Raw genomic sequence first — 16,279 nt, forward strand, 5'->3', positions numbered from 1 at the left:
ATGCTCAGGCGCTGACCCCGGCGGCTTCAAACAAATCCGGCTGTGCCAGCTTCCTGGGCGTCGGCGGCGTCTGGAGGGTGAGCGCCACCGCGCCGGGCCGGTGATCCGGCAGGTGCACGAAGTCCAGCGCCTTGCGGCCTGCGTTGCCCAGGCGCTCCATGTCGGCGCGGCGCAGCTGGCGCACGCGGCGCGCATCCAGCAGCCGCTGCACCGAGCGAACGCCCAGGCCCGGCACGCGCAGCAGCGCCTCGCGCGAAGCGCGGTTCACGTCCACCGGAAACAACTCCGGGTGCGCCAGCGCCCACGCCAGCTTCGGGTCCGTTTCCATCGACAGCATGCCGCCGGGCAGCACCAGTTCGGCGGCGTCGAAACCGTAGAAACGCATGAGCCAGTCGGCCTGGTACAGCCGGTGTTCGCGCACCAGCGGCGCGGCCTGGCCGGGCAGTTTGGCGCTGGCATGCGGGATCGGGCTGAAAGCCGAGTAATAGACGCGCTTCAGGCGGTACCCGGCGTACAGCGCGGCGCTGGTCTGCAGGATGCAGCGGTCGTCTGAGTCGTCGGCGCCGATGATCATCTGCGTGCTCTGGCCGGCCGGCGCAAAACGCGGCGGCGTGGCGCCGGTGCCTTGCTGGCCGGGCAGGGAGCGGATGCGCTGTGACTGCACCTTCTGTTCGCGCGCATCGTCCAGCCGCAACCGGATGCCCGCCATTGACTGCCGGATCTGCTGGCTGCTCTTGCCCGGTGCCAGTGCATCGAGCGAGGTCTGGCTGGGCAGCTCGATGTTGATGCTGAGGCGATCGGCAAACCGCCCGGCCTGCGCGAGCAAAGCCTCGTCGGCATCGGGAACGGTCTTCAAGTGGATGTAGCCGCGAAAGGCATGCACCTCGCGCAGTTGCCGCGCCACCTCCACCAGCTGCTCCATGGTGTAGTCGGGCGAGCGGATGATGCCCGAGCTGAGGAACAGACCCTCGATGACATTGCGGCGGTAGAAATCGAGCGTGAGGTTGACCACCTCTTCCACCGAAAAGCGCGCGCGCTCCACATCGCTGGAGATGCGGTTGACGCAATAGAGGCAGTCGTACACGCACCAGTTGGTGAGCAGGATCTTCAACAGCGAGATGCAGCGGCCATCGGGCGCGTAGCTGTGGCAGATGCCCATGCCTTCGTTGGAGCCCAGGCCCTTCTGGTCGCTGGAGTTGCGTCGCGTGCCACCGCTGGAGGCGCACGAGGCATCGTATTTGGCGGCATCGGCCAGGATGCGGATCTTGCGGGCCACGGTGTTCATACTGTAAGGATATACAGTCTTTTGGCGCTGCTGGCCAGCGCATCGCAAACCTCACCGCGACCGTGGGTCTTTCAGCGGAAACGTGCTTCGAGCCAGCCCTTGCCGAAGGCCACGATGTCCTGTGCATCGAACAAATGGCAATCGGCCCGACCCACGCGTCCGGTGCGGTGCCGGCCTTCTGACGCATACGCCCTGGCAATGGTTTCCACCGCATCCATCGCGCCCTCTTCGGAGAAGCAGTCGAGGATGCCGTTGGAATCCCATTCATCGGCGCACCGCCACACCTTGCGGCCGTGTTCGTCCAGCACCGGTTGCTCGTAGCTCACGCGCCGCTTGCCGGGAATGTCGGCGATGGCCTCTGCGTAATGCAGCACGGTGACCGAGTCCAGCGGCGCACCGAGCATCAGCACCTGTCCGCCCGCTTGCACGAAACGTTCGAGTGGCGATCCGGGACCGTAGGCCTCACCCAGCGCGTGCTCGCTGACCAGTTCATGCGCCTTCGCACCGATCGCGGCCATATTGGCGTCGGGGTGTGCGCTGCGCACGGCACCGGGCAGCTGGCAAAGAAACTCATTGAGCAAACCGAAGCCGCGGTAGGTGCCTGAAGTCTGCGGATCGAACGCGGGCCAGGCCTCGCGTTCCGCAGCGCCCAATTGCGCACCGTTCAGCGTCTCTTCGTAGGGCGATCGGTCCCAAGACACATAGGCCATGAGCGAGCCGCCGGGGCTCACGCTGTCCATCAGGGCGTGAGCGACGTCGGCGGCACCGCCTTGAACCGGGCCGAGGGCCTTGAGCGATGCGTGCACCATCACGGTATCGCCGCTGCGCAGGCCCAGCGCGCGCAGTTGTTCAACGAGCTGATCGCGTGTCAGCGGTGTGTGCATCGAAGGGATGGGGCTGGTACACCAACAGGAATCGAACCTGTATCTAGCGCTTAGGAGGCGGTCGTTCTATCCATTGTAGTCTTATATCTAAAATGTTAGTGTCTACTTGCATTGTAGGACCCGTGTTTGCTAGATTCTAAAACAAAGTAAAAACGGTCGACACTCGCTTTTGTATGTGCTGCCCAACACGCCAAAAAGCAGTGACAAAATTCGCCGATTTCCTGCTAAAAACAGGTCGTAAAAAGTAGAACAACTCCGTAGCATTTAAAGCAGCCGTCGTGACAAAATCGTGACAGTCCGTCCGTGCGCTACAGCGGCAGCTACAGAGGAAAAAAATGGGGAAGAGTGCGACGAACTACGGCGGGCTGTTGCTACGCGGCGGGACCTGGCACATGCGTTTCATTGTGAAGGGGCAGGTGGTAGCGGAGAGCACGCACACGAGTGTCCGCCGTGACGCTGAGCGCATCTTGGCCAAGCGCAGAGCTGAAGTGGTGCAGGAAGTTGTGTTGGCGGGCAAGAAGCCAATCAAGCTGCATGACGCTCTCGACTTGTTCATCAAGAGCAGGTCACACCTTCCAAGTCATCAGGGCTGTGAGATTCACCTTCGGTACTTCCGCGAAGCCCCAGACCACTACTTGGACAGGATCACTGATGCAGACCTTCAGAAGGTGCTTCAGGACAAGCGTGATGAAGGGTATGCGGAGAGCACGCTGAAGGTCAGCGTCTCCTACTTCAACGCGATGATCGCGCATGTGGGCGACATGGGCTACACGGTGCGCAAGAAGATGAAGCGCATCAAGCATGACAGTGGTCGCTTGCGTTGGCTCACGAAGGATGAGTACGCGGCATTGGTTGCTGTTCTTGATCCTCAGCTGGTCAACGACCCAATACTCAAGGCACAGAGGCAGGAGAACTTTGACCTCGTGAAGCTGCTTTATGAGACCGGGTGCCGCTACAAAGAGATATCAGCGATGCGTTGGAATCAAGTGGACCTGAAGAAGGGAACAGTGTTCATCAAACGGCTTAAGGGCAGTGTGGATGGAACCCTCTTCATGACGGCCACGATGAAGGAAGTCTTTGCTCGTCGTCGCGCTATGGACAAGGGTGATCTTGTCTTCGGCTCAAAGGAGGGTCGTGACAATGAAGGTGCTTGGGTTCGGAAGGCAGTGGGGAGAGCCAAGCTGAATCAGTCCGAAGGCAAGGTCGTGTTGCACACACTGCGGCACTCAAGGGCCGTTCACTTGCTCCAGGCAGGAATGAACTTGGTGGAGGTCCAGAAGTTCTTGGGTCACAAGACCATTCAAAGCACGATGCAGTATGTGCATGTCATTGAAGACGATGTGATGCGGAAAGCTGTTCGTTTGACTGATGGGGAACAGGAACCCGCGCTGCAAGCAGAGCCCAATCCAGCTACCCAGGCCTTGCGCTTGGTCGTTTAAAGCGCTGTAGGGCTTTTTTGACCCCATGTAGAGCCCGCTGCGTGCGGGCTTTTCCTTGGCGACTGCACGATTGAGTAGAGCGAAGCCAAAAGAACGGGACCTCATTGTTGCATCGGTATAGTCCAGTTAAGGGGACAAAAATGACACCGACTGATGCAGATGACTATTTAGATCTCGTAGCAAGGCATTGGTATGAGCTTCGTGGTCTGTTGACGGCCGAAGTATTCGCACTGCTTGTATCAGTGGCGGTCATCAATGCACTCAACTTCCCGACACTTGCAGGTGCGCTGACCATTCTTGCAACTTTCGCAGCAGTCTTGATAGCGTGGCATGTGTCTCGGAGACTACCAAAGAATAAGCCAGGGAGACTCGGAGTTGTAGTTTCAATTGCATGTGAAGACGATGCGGAGAGTAGGCGCATTCGGAGTGATTTCATTGCTCCGTTGCGTTCGAACATCGAGTCTGGGTCAGCGGGCGAAATTCTTTATCTGCTTGAGATGCCCGACCATGTGACCAAGCGAGTGCATCGACCAGAAGATGCAATGCGCATTCGCCAGGCAACCAACGGTCACTTCATGATCTTCGGTCGCGTGAAGATGCGCCGCTTAGAAGGAAAGATGCAGCATGTTGTGGAGCTGGAAGGCTTGGTAGCTCACAGGGAAGCGTCGATGGAAATCCGACGCCGATTTGTCAAGGAGTTCACCGAGCTGCTTCCGCGTAGGTTGATGATCGCGGAGGACAACGACCTACTGAGTTTTAGGTTCACTGCTGAATGGGCGGAGGTAGTTGCCAAATACATTCTCGGCGTTGCTGCTGCGATGTCCGGTGACCTTGACGTTTCGGAAACCTTATATCGTGACGCACAAGAGAGGCTTACGCAAAAGGACAAGACGTTTGGAATCTACCGCGTTCTTAGCGAGCGGCTACCATTGCGAATAGCTGAGCTGTATGAGGCAAAGGCTTCCTGGGCATATCGCGAATGGCTCAATACATTCGCGGACGAGCTTCTTGAAACTTTCAGAGAGTCGTTGAACAAGTTCAACGAGATGAAGGTTCCAGTCACTTTACGTGTGCGGTTCCTTTTGGCGATCAAGCTCTTTGTGTGCGACCGGGATGTAAGAGGTGCGCTCACCGCCTTGAAACCCTTGAAGAACAAGTTCGACCCGCTATGGAACTACAACATGGCGTTCTTGAAGGGGTACAGCGGAGACCTAAAGTCCGCAGCGAGACACTACCGGTACGCATCTAAGAGTGAGATCGATGCAGACATACTCATACAGATTGAAGAGTTCCTATTCTGGATTATTGAGAAGGAGCCTGCAAAGGAGCATGTTCACTTTTGTCTTGGCATGTTCTACCAGTTGGCAAAGGGCGACTTGGTCAGTTCAGTCAACCACTTTGAATTGTTTCTGAAGGCAAAGAACATAGCGTCCTTTCCAGCTGAGGCAGCTCTCGCAACAAGCTGGATCGAAGAGATTAAGAAGGATGCAAGCTGGCCGGCTATACCGTTTTCCCCAGCGTAGCTCAATGAAGATACCGGAAACAGATAGGAAGTGCCAAAAATGGATGCAGTCACATTCTTCCAAGCACTCGGGATCGGCTCCCTGTCGGGTCTTGCTGTTGCTGTCGCAGTGCTGTGGTTCGGTCGCACGTACCTGACCGGGTACCTTGACGAAAAGGGTGACCTGCCCCCCACCAGCCGTACCAAGCTGAAGTTAGTGAAGTCCGTCAACCACCAGGAGAATGACGGACATGAAGAAGAGCAGATTCACCGAGGAACAAATCATCGGCTTCCTCAAGCAGGCCGAGGCCGGCATGCCGATCAAGGAGCTGTGCCGCAATGGCGGCTTCAGCGATGCGACGTTTTACAAGTGGCGCGCCAAGTTCGGCGGCATGCAGGTTTCGGAGGCCCAGCGCCTGCGTGAGCTGGAGTCCGAGAACGCCAAGCTCAAGCGGCTGCTGGCCGAGGCGCATCTGGATATGCACGCGCTCAAGAGCGTTCTGGGGGTAAAGCGCTAGCCCCACAGGCCAGGCGTGAGGCGGTTGGGCGCATGGTGAGCGAGCACCATCTGTCCGAACGCCGAGCGTGCCGGCTTGTGGGGCTCTCCCGCGACAGCTACCGACATCCACCGACGGCCGACCAAGCCACGCTGGATCTGCACGAGAAGATCGTGGAGATCGCGCATGTGCGTCGCCGCTTTGGCTACCGACGCATCCACGACCTGTTGCGCCCCCAATTCCCCGGCGTCAATCACAAGCGCGTGTACCGCCTCTACCGGCAAGCCAACCTAGCCGTGCGCCGGCGCAAGAAGAGCAAGCGGCCCATCAATGAGCGCGTGCCGCTGCAGCTGGCACGCACGGTCAACGAGGTGTGGAGCATGGATTTCGTGAGCGACAGCCTCTCGGGTGGACGGCGTCTGAAGTACCTCACGGTGGCCGACGACTTCAGCCACGAGAGCGTGGACATCGTGGTGGACTTCGGCATCTCGGGCCAGTACGTCACCCGTGTCCTGGACCGCGCTGCGCTGTTTCGCGGGTATCCCAAGGCGGTGCGAACCGACAACGGGCCGGAGTTCACCAGCCGAGCATTCATGGCCTGGGCTCAGGCGCATGGCATCCGACACATCCTGATCCAGCCGGGGCGCCCGATGCAGAACGGCTACATCGAGAGCTTCAATGGCAAGTTCCGCGATGAGCACCTCAACGAGTGCTGGTTCCAGACCTTGCATCAGGCCAGGATGGCGGTGGCGGTCTGGCGCACCGACTACAACGAGGTCAGGCCACACAGCAGCCTGGGGCGAATGCCACCGGCTCGTTTCGCTGAGCTGCATCGCCAGCGCGCTGGCGATGCAGCTCAATTCCCATCAACCCACCACCCCATCGATTAACCTTCAACCCCGGGCTTCCTACTTTCGATTGGTATGGCAGAAGGGGGCAGGTCAAGGGGAAGAACCTCGCAACGAAGGAAGACATCGGGCACCTCACTACGTTGGTCGAGGAAGTGAAGCACAAGTTCTCCATCGACTTGGAAGAACGTCGCACTACGAATCAGCTTCGAATGGCTGCTCTTGATCGACGACTACAGGCGCATCAAGAGGCCTTCTCACTCTGGAGGCAGTTGTACCTTAGGATGAATACAACCACAGATGATGAGCTTCATGCCTTCAGCGAGCTGATCACTACTTGCGAACAATGGTGGAACGACAACTGCTTGTACCTTGAGCCAGAAGCGCGTCAAGCGTTTAGTGACACCTACTACTTTGCAAGCATGTATCGCACTTACCTAAAGATGGGAAAGGCGGAGCTTGCTCAAACGAATGCAGAAAAGGTACTGAACGCTGGTGACGTGATCTTGAAGGCAGTGCAGTTGCCCGGTCTTTCTGAGCGAGAGAAGAAAGAAATGCCAAAGGTGGACTCAGGCGCAAAGACTTAGAGTTCGTTAGAAAGCGTCAATGCGTAGGTGTCCACCGAGTAGCCGCCTGTGGCCGTTACAGTGCAACGGGCGTAGACCGCGTCATAGTCCGGGAACAAGAACAGCACGCTGCTGTTGACGTAGTTCGGCGTCCCGACAACTGTCGCTGATGCTGTAGATGGGTCGCGGATAGGTTGCTTGTATGCGAATCTATCAACATAGGCTGCGCCGCCTGCGCCTGGGAAGTAGTGAATCAACTGTCCCGGACCGCGTTGAAAACGCTGGAAGTACCGGTGGCACAGCGCGAGTTCGTGGCCATATAGTCGATGCTCAAAAGGCGAAGCAACTGCACCAACTTCAAGTTGCACACCTGTGATGGCAAACAAGTTGCTGGGATTGTCGAGGCAATTTACCTGACCTGATGTGCCTACGAAGTTGCCTGTTTGCCAAGCCCCTGCTGTTGTCTGGAAGGTGGAACCGCAAACCAGCGTGAAGTCCACATTGAGACCAACTCCGGTGGTCCAGTTCCAAGTTCCTGCAGTTATCAAGCCGCCAGTGACAGTGACCGACTTCTTCTCCCATGTGTCGGCTGCCGACACAGTGTAGGTCGCGACATAGGTTCGATCCGCACCAGCGTTCTTGAACGCCACGCAGTGCGTACCTGTCTTGGATGAACGCACCCAGAACGAAAGTGTGAAGGTTCTACCTATAAGGTCACGTGCGTTGTAACCCTCGATGACTTGGCGTATCTTTGCTTCATCACCGGCCGCGACAGATGCGTCGGCAGTCATTACTGCTACGCGCAACGAACTTTGAAACTCATTGTTTGATGGAGCGTCAGCCTGCTGGAATATCGCTACGACTTCGTCCTGACTCAGTGCAAGAGAGACATGCAGTCAGTTTTGATCGATGTGAAACTGATCAATTGAAGGCATGACAGGAGGGAGATAGAAAGGGTATCGTGAAGCCACAAACAAAAAAATCTGCTTGATTCACGATACCCCTTGCTCACGACAGTCTGGTCTGATGAGATTGAAACAGAACTTTATCGGAGCGTGGTTTGCTTATATCTACTCCTGGCGCAACATGACTTGGAAGCCGTCCTCGGATGGGCCGCTTGAGCGCGGACACTACATGGTGCAGCTTGTCTTCAATCACTTGCTGCGTAGCTTGGGAGCCAATACCTTACTTTCACATACTCCCAACACATTCTTTCTTGCATGCAGTTCATCAACTGCTTCTCTAACGCATAAGTGGGATGTAGATCTTGTCGTCCCCAGAAGCCGTGTTTCACGGCCCTTCACTCTTGGCGAGTGTGTGCGTTATGCCCCGCGTTGGCTCGCAGGATGAAGGCTTCTCAGCTTCTTGATGAGCGGCTACTGCTCTGTAGCTTCATTCCGACACGATTCAGGGGTGTGTTAGCCCACATATGACCAAGTAAGTGACGAAGCTGTAAGCCATCAACTGGTCAATGTGGATTGACGAAGGGCTTTGCGAACGACTGCACAGAAGCGAAGAAAGACATTTGTTGGGTAGCCATGATTGATTCCTTGTGGATCACTGCAACATCGCAGCTCCACAACTTTGCTACCTCGACCTATGGAAGGTCGACCGAAGATAGAGTCAGACTATCGTGTCGGGCTTCTTCTCGTGGGGTGCTGTCGACTGCGAAATACGAACTCATTTGAGGCGGATTAAACGAGCGCTAGCGTTATCCCACACCAGATCAGATGGTGCCAAATTCGGGAATCGTGCCGCGTATGCAGTCCAGATGGCCGTGAACGTCATGCAAGTCGCGATAGCGCCCACAACGAGGTAGCCCCAGATGAAGAGCAGGTATGAGGCAACGGCGAATGGCAGTATTGAGAGATTGTTGATTCGAGTCATCCACACATGCACTTTGTGACGGAAGACTACATAGGTGCCCGCGACCGCATCCGGATACCCAGGAAGTGAAGTTTTGATCGCGATGTCATCGCCGTGCGCCGCTCCGTGTCTGACAGATATCAAGATGCCTTTGCCCGGTCGCATAAGGTCGAATGCGAGACTGATGTTTCGGCGTTGTGTGTCGACGTTATATGTAGAGCGGGAGAGGTGCATCTCGATGTCTGGATCATTGCTCAGCATCGACGTGAAGTCGTAGTGAATGCCGCTACCTGTCGGCACTGAGATCGATATTCTTATGGCGTGGTTCAGTAGTGGCCCAGTGATGGAGCCCTTGCCAGCATTCCACACTCGGATGTTGGTGACTGTGTAGCAACCATCTTCTGCTGCGACGCGTTTGCTCAGTTTTGATGGAATGAATGGAAACGACGCGAGAGCATCGAACTCGCGGATCGGCATGATTGGAAATTTAGACGACGCGTCCCATGAGGTGATGTCAGTGGCAAGTTGAGGCGCACTCTTCATGCGTTCTGCGCGAATTCTGAGATATGCCCCGAACAAGCCGCCTATGACAACTGCGGCTTTGCCCACGTCCAAAAAAAGCTGCTTATTGGCTGGGTTTGTGAAAAAACTCCAGACTGCCTGAAACGGAGCAAGGGCGGCCTGCAGGTCGTTCATTGGTCACCTTCTTGGTCAGATTTGCTTCTGGCCTATACCTGTCACCGTGTCCGAGCAGCACAGCGGCAAGCTCGATCAAACAGCGATGTGATGGTGCGGCCGGAAGGACTCGAACCTTCGACCCTCTCCTTAGGAGGGAGATGCTCTATCCCCTGAGCTACGGCCGCACAGGGCGAAGTGTACCGGCCAGAAGTAGCCGTTAAAGTTCACAAGTGAACAAAGGGAGGACTTGAATGAAGAGGATGGGATGGATTGCAGGAGTCGTGCTCGCCGTCTTGGCCGCGTTCTTGGTGTACGGCAACTGGAAGGATCGTCAGTTGGCTGCACAGCGATCAGCGACTATCGACGAATGGCTTGAGCAAAGGAACACGATCGGAGACTTGCTGAACCAGTTCAAGGACGCAGCAGAGCTGGCCGATGCAGTGCCGGCTTCACAGATGGCCCCATATGTTGAGAAGCTTCAAGCAGTGAATCGAGAGCTTTACAAGACGCCGCTGCCGCCTTGTCTCGACAGTCACGCGAAGCTGGACGCAACCGACAGCCTGATATCTGTGTACTTAACGTACATGAAGGACCCATCTGATCGTGGCACCTTCCTTCGGAGCAAGAACGAGGCTACGCTGGCCTTGCGTCAAGCAATAAACGCTCTCACATCAGAGTGCTCAACGATGAACGCCACTCTGCGCGTCTACCGCGAAGTGAAGTAGCGCAGCGCAAAGTTTCCAACTGCGCGAATAAAAGCGAAGGCCGTGACAAAACAGTGACAGCTGGAAATAAACGTCGCTAACTCATTGTTTTTACGTAACTTTTTTATACCGTAGTTCTATCCATTGAACTATGGCGGCGAAAAAGAGCCCGCATTGTACGGGGGCCTGTCTGGCCGCAAGGCCGCTGGCATGCGCAGCAGGTTGCCGCAGACCGGCACGTATTCGCCCAGAAAGTCGAGGAAACTGCGCACCGCGGGCGACAGGCCACGGCGCGACGGAAACACCGCGTGCACCACGCCCACCGGCCGCGTCCATTCGGGCAGCAGTTGCACCAGGCGGCCGTCGCGCAGTTCGTCTTCGCACATGTAGTCGGGCAACGAGCACATGCCGGTGCCGCCGAGCACCGCGAGCTTGAGCGTGAGCAGGTCGTCGGCGATGAGGCGGGGGCGCAATTGCAGCACCGCTTCACGGCCGTCGGCGTGCGAGAGGGGGATGCTGACCGCGCCGTCGATGGCCGACATCGCCACGCTGTCGAGCCGGCTGGCTTCTTCCACCGTGGCTGGCGTGCCCTGGCGCGCCAGCAAGGCGGGGCTCGCCACCAGCACCGAACGCGCCTCGTCCAGCCGCTTGATCACCAGGCTGCCACTTTCCTCCAGCGTCAGGCGCACGCGCAGCGCTACGTCCACGCCTTCTTCCACCAGGTCCACCACGCGGTTGTTCACCTCCATGTCCACCTGCACCTGCGGGTGGCGCGCCAGGTAGATGGGCAGCACATCGCCCAGCACGGTCTGCGCCAGCGTCACCGGGCACACCACGCGGATGGTGCCGCGCGGCTCGGTCTGCACCTCGGCCACGGCATCGGCCGCAGCCTGTGCCGATTCACGCAGCGCCAGGCAATGCCGCAGGTAGGTTTCGCCAATGGCCGTGAGGGACAGCTTGCGTGTGGTGCGCTGCAGCAGGCGCACACCAAGCTGGGCTTCCAGCTCGGCCACGCGGCGCGACAGCCTCGACTTGGGCACGCCCAGCGCGCGGCCCGCCGCCGCGAAGCCGCCGCGCTCCACCACCTCGGCAAAGAAGAGCATGTCGTTGAGGTCTTGCATGGCGGGTTCCTGATTGTCCTGTTGGTGGAACGATGTGGCGTGATTTTGCCGACTTATCAAGGAATCGATGCGAAATCACAATCTATCCATGGCCACGGACGTGGCTTTCAACCTCAGGAGCCCTCCATGAAACTGCTGCACATCGATTCCTCCATCACCGGCGACCAGTCGGTTTCCCGCGATCTGACCGCCCGCACCGTGGCCGCCTGGGTGGCCACCCACCCCGGCACACAGGTGGAATACCTGGATCTGGCCGCCGACGTGGTGCCCCACCTGAGCGCCGAAGCGCTCGGGTTTCGCACCGGTCAGGCCGCCTCCACCGACGCGCAGCGCCGGGAAAACGCGCTGTCTGAAGCGCTGGTGAGCCAGTTCCTCGCCGCCGACGTGGTCGTGATCGGCGCGCCGCTCTACAACTTCACCATTCCGACCCAGCTCAAGGCCTGGATCGACCGCCTGGCCCAGGCCGGCCGCACCTTCAAGTACACCGACAAGGGCGCCGTGGGCCTGGCCGGCGGCAAGACCGTGATCGTGGGCTTGAGCCGCGGCGGCGTGTACTCCACCAGCGAAGGTGGCCGCGCCATGGAACATCAGGAAACCTACCTGCAGACCGTGCTGGGCTTCTTCGGCATCACCGACGTGCGCTTCGTTCGCGCCGAAGGCGTGGCCATGGGTCCGGAACCGAAGGCGAAGGCCCTCGCTGCGGCCGGAGCCGAGATTCACGCCCAGGTGAACGAGGGTGTGGTGGCTGAAGCGGCCTGAGCTTCAGTCGTATTGATGGGTGAAGATCAGGTCGATGGCGTTCTCGTCACCCGCCCGCGCGCGCACCGTCACGCGGCGTGAGAGGTCGTAGAAGATCGACACCGTGCCCATCGCACCAGCCAGGCTGCTCTCGAAACTGAGGTAGAGGCGGTTGGACAGCCGCTTGCCCAGCGTGACGGCGGCCGAGGCGGTGGAGCCGTCGGCATTGGTGGAGCTGCCCGCAAAAGACAACTCGTCCAGACCCAGCGCGCCGGCCAGGCCACCATCGAGCCGGCCGCCGCTGCGCGCCAGCAGCGCCAGCGCGGCTTGCTGGAGCACGGCGGCTTCCGCCCCCGCGCCGCTGGCGGGGCGGCCCAGCACCAGCCAGGCGAGTTTCTCGCTGTCGGGCATTTCGGGGTCCGAGAACAGCCGCACGCGGGGCACTTGCGCGGTGCCGCTGATGATCACGCCCACGCGTTGCGTGGTGTTGGGGCGCACGGCGGTGATGTCCAGCGTGGGGTTGTCGTAAGGCCCGGTGAAGCGCAGCACGCCGGTCTCGATGTTCAGCGCCTGGCCGTAGGCGCGGTAGGTGCCGCGCACGGTGCGCACTTCGCCGAGCACCCGTGGCGTGGGCTGCTCGGGCGTGCTGCGCAGGTTGATCTGGCCGATGAGGCGTGTTTGCAGCCCCTGGCCGCGCACCTCGAAGTTGTCGCCCAGATCCAGGTCCACCAGCACGTCGGGCTGAACGCGGTACGCGTTCGGATCTTCCAGTGGAATTTCGGTGCCGCGCACCACCACATCCTTGCCCAGCGTGGGGGTGGTTTCGTCGGCCAGCACAAACAGGGCTTCATCGGCGGTGAGCTGCCCGCGCAGTTTCAGGGCGGGGCCGTCGAGATCGGCCTGGAGCTGTCCGGATATCGTGAGCCGGCGGTCGGCCCGACTGGACACGCGCAACTTGGTGGCCGTGGCCTGCAGGCTGATGACGGGCTGGCGGCGCGACTGGCCGTTCACCGTGACGCTGCGCCACTCGGTGGTGCCGCTGGCCAGCAGCGTGCCGCCGTTCTCCACGCCACCACGCCCTTGCAGATAGAAGCGATCGATGGTGATGCGCTCACCGGCCAGCGTGGCGCGCAATTGACCGCGCGAGAACGAGATGCCGTTGACGAGCGAGCGCAGCGCCAGGTCGTCGGCGTTGAGCTTGCCGTTGAGCAGTGGCGCAGCGCGGGTGCCGGCCACGGTGAGATCGGCCGAGAGCGTGCCGCGCACGCGCCAGCCCGGCGGTGCCAGCGCCGACCACACCCCCACCTGCGGCAGGTTGGCCTGAAGGGTGCCGCGCAATGGCGCCTGCTCGGGCCAGTGCCAGGCCGGCTGGTCCCCGCTGGGTGGGCTCAGCGTGGTGGACAGATCGGCGGTGGCCAGGCCCAGCCGTTCGCTGTCCCAGCGAAGGCGGGCCTGCACATTGGCACCCTGCGTGTCGATGTTCAGGCGCGCTTCGCGAATGCCGGTCTGCAGGCGTTGGGTGGAGGTGGTGTTCTCGTCGAAGGCGCCATCGGTCTGCACCGACAGGTCGCCGCTGCGGCGCTGCAACTGCGCCGACAGGCGCGGCGGCGTGCCCGCATCGGCCGGCAGGAACAGGTCCCACGAACCGTCGAACACCACGTCGCCACCCAGGCCGGCCTGGCTCAGCGGGCCGTAGCGCGCACCTTCGGCAGTGGCCAGCGCGTCCACCCACGACAGCGGCAAACCCGTGAGCTGGCCGCGCGTGTCCAGCGCGCCGGCCTTCCAGGTGAGCCGCTCCCAGGCAAGGGTCATGGGGCTGGTGGTGCTGGGCGTAGTGGCGGCTGCGGCGGCGGCCACGGTGTTGCCCGGTGCGGGGGGTGCCGTGGCCGAGCGGCGGTTGAACGAAGGTTGCAACCGCAGCCTGCCCGGATCGGCCTGCAGGCGGAGGCTGCCGCTGCGCGCGCCTTGCCATTGCACGCCCAGCACGGCCGCGCTCTCCAGCGTCCATTCCACGGTGCGGTCGGCGCGCGCGCTGTCGGTGGCCTGCAGCTTGAAGCGGTTGAGGTCGATGCGCCCGGTGTCGATGTCGGGCTGGCGCGCGGTGCCGAGTTGCAGCGAGCCCTGGGTGTCGAGCGTGGCGCGCCAGGGCCCTTGCTCGGCGCGGCCGGCCAGCTCCAGCGCCAGCCGATCGGGCGTGCCGCTGGCCTGGAGCTTGAGTGCGCTGAGGTCGATCCGTTGCGGGGTGGTGGGGGCGGCGGGGTTACCGCTGGCCACATCGCGCGTGAGGCGAAGGCGCGGCGATTCCAGGTTCACGCTCAAGCGGGGTGCCGCAGCGGGGGTGGCGCCGGTGGCGGGCGCCGGGTAGCCCAGCAAGCCCAGACCGCCTTGCCAGCCTGCGCGCAGGCGCGCGCTGCCTTCTGCGGCCAGACCGGGCTGGCCTTCCAGCGCGCTGCGGATCGGCGGGCCCACCACGGGCAGCGTCTGCAGGCTGCGCACCCAGTCGAGCACGCGGCTGGCGTCGGCGAGTTGCAGGTCCAGGTCGCCACCGCCCTGCGCATGCGCTGCCTTGCCTTTCCAGTCGGCTTGTGCGCCAGGTACCTGCAGGGCGAGCTGGCCGTCGAAACTGCGCGCTGCGGTGTCGAAGGTGCCTCGGCCTTCGAGTGTGGCGTCGGCCGCACTCAGGCGCGCTTCGCGCAAGTCGAGCATTCCTTGCGCGGCGTTGCCGGTGGATGGGCGCCACAGGCCTTGCACGTCGAGCTCTCGCAGGCGCAGGCCGGCCAGGGCGCTGGCCCTGGGTTGCGTGCCGGAGGGCCGCACGCGGGCCACCAGGTCAATGGCCGCGCGCGGGGTGTTGGCGTCCACGGCGCGCGCCGTGAACTGACCATCCAGCGCCGCCGGAGCAATCGTGCTCCAGAGCTGGGCGGGGTTGATGCGGCTGGCTTTGAATTCGCCCTGCCACTGGCCGAGCGGTGACGCCTGCGCGCCGGTGGCGGGCTGCCACCAGCCTTCGCCCTGCACGGTTCCGCCGCCCAGTTGCGCGTCGATTCGGGTGAGCGTCCAGCGCGCGCCGCGTTGTTCCAGGTCGGCATTCAGCCGCTCCAGCGGCAGGCGCTGCTGGTCGGCCGGGCCGCTGGCGGCGTTGGCCAGTCGCACTTCAGCGCGCCAGGCGTCGCCATCGGGCCGCGCCTGCACGGTGCCGCTGAGCAACGTGGCGGGCGCCTGCGGCCAGAGCGCGGCCAGGTCGAGCCGGTTCATGGTGGCGTCGGCCGACTCGATCGGCTGGGGCAGCCACGGGCGCAGGCGCGCCTTGGCGTCCAGCGTGGTCGCCTCAGCGCCGGCTGCTGCGCTGCGCAGGCTCGCAGTGGCGGCGAGCGCGGCGTCCACCGTGGCCAGCGTGCCGGTGATGCGGGCCACTGCGCTGAGCGTCGCGGCCTCGCCGCCGCCGGGCACGGTGGTTTGTACTTCGCCCTGCGCGTCCACGCGCAAGGGCATGGGGGCTTGCGCGCCCAGCACCGCCTGCACCTGGTAGCGTCCGCCGGCCACCTGCAGGTTCTCCAGGTCGATCTGGTGTGCGTCGGCCACGCCCAGGCTCCACACGCTGTCGGCCGGGCGGTACCGGTACTGGCCCTTGAGACCAGTGAGCGTGAACGGGTTCTTGCCCTCCATCACCAGCTCGCCAATGGACCAGGGCAGGGTGACGGGCAGCGGCAGCGTGATGGGTTGCAGCGGCTCCAGGGGGCTGGGCGGGCGCTGGTCGTCGATCTGCAGGCGGGCGATGTCGAGTTGGGAGAGGCGCACACCGCGTCCGAGCAGCGCGTCGGCCCAGAACCAGGTGCTCAGACCGATGCGGGTTTCGGTGGCCTGCACGTTGAGGCCGTCGCGCTGCCAGCTGAGGCGGGCGATGCGACCACCGCGCAGCAGGCTGCCTTCCACCTCGGCCACTTCGATCGTTCCGGCTTCAATGCCCTGGTTCGCCATGAACGACTGGCCCCAGCGAATGGCCTGCGCCAGCGAGCCCGGCGATGCCGCCCAGAGGCCAAACCCGAGCAGCAACAGCACCAGCAGCGCCGCCAGCGAACCGAACACCCAGCGCACCACACGGCCAACGCGCGAAGGTGGTGGGGAGATGATGTCGGGCGCTGAACTCATGCT

The 16,279-nt window shown here is 61.5% G+C and carries 12 protein-coding genes and 1 tRNA gene; 6 read left to right on the forward strand and 7 right to left on the reverse strand.

Translation table 11 applies throughout. The features are described from left to right. Positions 1-4: 4 nt before the first annotated feature. Positions 5-1,285, reverse strand: a complete 1,281-nt coding sequence (locus CAP37_RS16735) for a putative DNA modification/repair radical SAM protein (protein WP_086125355.1) — start codon at positions 1,283-1,285, stop codon at positions 5-7. Between the two features lie 71 nt (positions 1,286-1,356). After that, on the reverse strand, positions 1,357-2,169 hold the full coding sequence (gene aac(3), locus CAP37_RS16740; protein WP_086125356.1) for an aminoglycoside 3-N-acetyltransferase: 813 nt from the start codon (positions 2,167-2,169) through the stop codon (positions 1,357-1,359). Between the two features lie 392 nt (positions 2,170-2,561). Between aac(3) and CAP37_RS16750 the strand changes: the two genes are divergently transcribed. The 4 genes from CAP37_RS16750 to CAP37_RS16765 all read left to right on the forward strand — a co-directional run bounded on the left by CAP37_RS16750 (position 2,562) and on the right by CAP37_RS16765 (position 7,041). Next, the gene (locus CAP37_RS16750) at positions 2,562-3,608 is read left to right on the forward strand and encodes a site-specific integrase (RefSeq protein ID WP_179190262.1); all 1,047 of its coding nucleotides are present in this window, start codon (positions 2,562-2,564) and stop codon (positions 3,606-3,608) included. A gap of 140 nt (positions 3,609-3,748) precedes the next feature. Then, entirely contained in the window at positions 3,749-5,131 is a 1,383-nt protein-coding gene (locus CAP37_RS16755; protein WP_143435963.1) for a hypothetical protein, read from the forward strand. 229 nt (positions 5,132-5,360) lie between these two features. Continuing rightward, positions 5,361-6,496, forward strand: a protein-coding gene (locus CAP37_RS16760; protein WP_373271099.1) for an IS3 family transposase whose coding sequence is annotated in 2 segments (ribosomal slippage) — positions 5,361-5,616 and positions 5,616-6,496 — 1,137 coding nt in all. Because the reading frame shifts where the segments join, the coding sequence is not laid out codon by codon here. A 113-nt stretch (positions 6,497-6,609) separates the two neighbouring features. Continuing rightward, positions 6,610-7,041, forward strand: a complete 432-nt coding sequence (locus CAP37_RS16765; RefSeq protein WP_179190263.1) for a hypothetical protein — start codon at positions 6,610-6,612, stop codon at positions 7,039-7,041. On the opposite strand, the gene CAP37_RS21580 is transcribed toward CAP37_RS16765, so the two are convergent. The 3 genes from CAP37_RS21580 to CAP37_RS16775 form a co-directional block, all read right to left on the reverse strand. Further along, a complete protein-coding gene (locus CAP37_RS21580) occupies positions 7,038-7,811 on the reverse strand; it encodes a hypothetical protein (RefSeq protein WP_143435966.1) in 774 nt (257 codons plus the stop codon). The genes CAP37_RS16765 and CAP37_RS21580 overlap by 4 nt on opposite strands. Positions 7,812-8,700: 889 nt before the next feature. After that, complete coding sequence (locus CAP37_RS16770) at positions 8,701-9,582, reverse strand: hypothetical protein (protein WP_086125360.1); 882 nt, start codon at positions 9,580-9,582, stop codon at positions 8,701-8,703. A gap of 91 nt (positions 9,583-9,673) precedes the next feature. Then, positions 9,674-9,749, reverse strand: a tRNA-Arg gene (locus CAP37_RS16775). Between the two features lie 66 nt (positions 9,750-9,815). Here CAP37_RS16775 and CAP37_RS16780 point away from each other — a divergent pair. Further along, positions 9,816-10,289 carry a hypothetical protein gene (locus CAP37_RS16780; protein ID WP_179190264.1) on the forward strand — a complete coding sequence of 158 codons (474 nt, stop codon included), beginning with the start codon at positions 9,816-9,818 and terminating at the stop codon, positions 10,287-10,289. A gap of 128 nt (positions 10,290-10,417) precedes the next feature. Here CAP37_RS16780 and CAP37_RS16785 read toward each other — a convergent pair whose 3' ends face one another. Beyond that, positions 10,418-11,389, reverse strand: a complete 972-nt coding sequence (locus tag CAP37_RS16785; protein ID WP_086125362.1) for a LysR family transcriptional regulator — start codon at positions 11,387-11,389, stop codon at positions 10,418-10,420. A 126-nt stretch (positions 11,390-11,515) separates the two neighbouring features. Between CAP37_RS16785 and CAP37_RS16790 the strand changes: the two genes are divergently transcribed. Then, a complete protein-coding gene (locus tag CAP37_RS16790) occupies positions 11,516-12,148 on the forward strand; it encodes an FMN-dependent NADH-azoreductase (protein ID WP_086125363.1) in 633 nt (210 codons plus the stop codon). Positions 12,149-12,151: 3 nt separating this feature from the next. Here the strand turns inward: CAP37_RS16790 and CAP37_RS16795 are convergent, their stop codons facing one another. Further along, positions 12,152-16,276, reverse strand: a complete 4,125-nt coding sequence (locus tag CAP37_RS16795; protein ID WP_086125364.1) for a translocation/assembly module TamB domain-containing protein — start codon at positions 16,274-16,276, stop codon at positions 12,152-12,154. Positions 16,277-16,279 lie beyond the last annotated feature (3 nt).

Source organism: Hydrogenophaga sp. IBVHS1, assembly GCF_002127265.1.
Classification (GTDB): domain Bacteria; phylum Pseudomonadota; class Gammaproteobacteria; order Burkholderiales; family Burkholderiaceae_C; genus Hydrogenophaga.

Excerpts from the sequence above, each read along its gene's own strand:
- CAP37_RS16770 (WP_086125360.1), bottom strand. The coding sequence starts at position 9,582 with ATGAACGACCTGCAGGCCGCCCTTGCTCCGTTTCAGGCAGTCTGGAGT.
- CAP37_RS16735 (WP_086125355.1), bottom strand. The coding sequence starts at position 1,285 with ATGAACACCGTGGCCCGCAAGATCCGCATCCTGGCCGATGCCGCCAAA.
- CAP37_RS16755 (WP_143435963.1), top strand. The coding sequence starts at position 3,749 with ATGACACCGACTGATGCAGATGACTATTTAGATCTCGTAGCAAGGCAT.
- CAP37_RS16750 (WP_179190262.1), top strand. The coding sequence starts at position 2,562 with ATGCGTTTCATTGTGAAGGGGCAGGTGGTAGCGGAGAGCACGCACACG.
- CAP37_RS16795 (WP_086125364.1), bottom strand. The coding sequence starts at position 16,276 with ATGAGTTCAGCGCCCGACATCATCTCCCCACCACCTTCGCGCGTTGGC.
- CAP37_RS16780 (WP_179190264.1), top strand. The coding sequence starts at position 9,816 with ATGAAGAGGATGGGATGGATTGCAGGAGTCGTGCTCGCCGTCTTGGCC.
- CAP37_RS21580 (WP_143435966.1), bottom strand. The coding sequence starts at position 7,811 with ATGACTGCCGACGCATCTGTCGCGGCCGGTGATGAAGCAAAGATACGC.
- CAP37_RS16790 (WP_086125363.1), top strand. The coding sequence starts at position 11,516 with ATGAAACTGCTGCACATCGATTCCTCCATCACCGGCGACCAGTCGGTT.
- CAP37_RS16785 (WP_086125362.1), bottom strand. The coding sequence starts at position 11,389 with ATGCAAGACCTCAACGACATGCTCTTCTTTGCCGAGGTGGTGGAGCGC.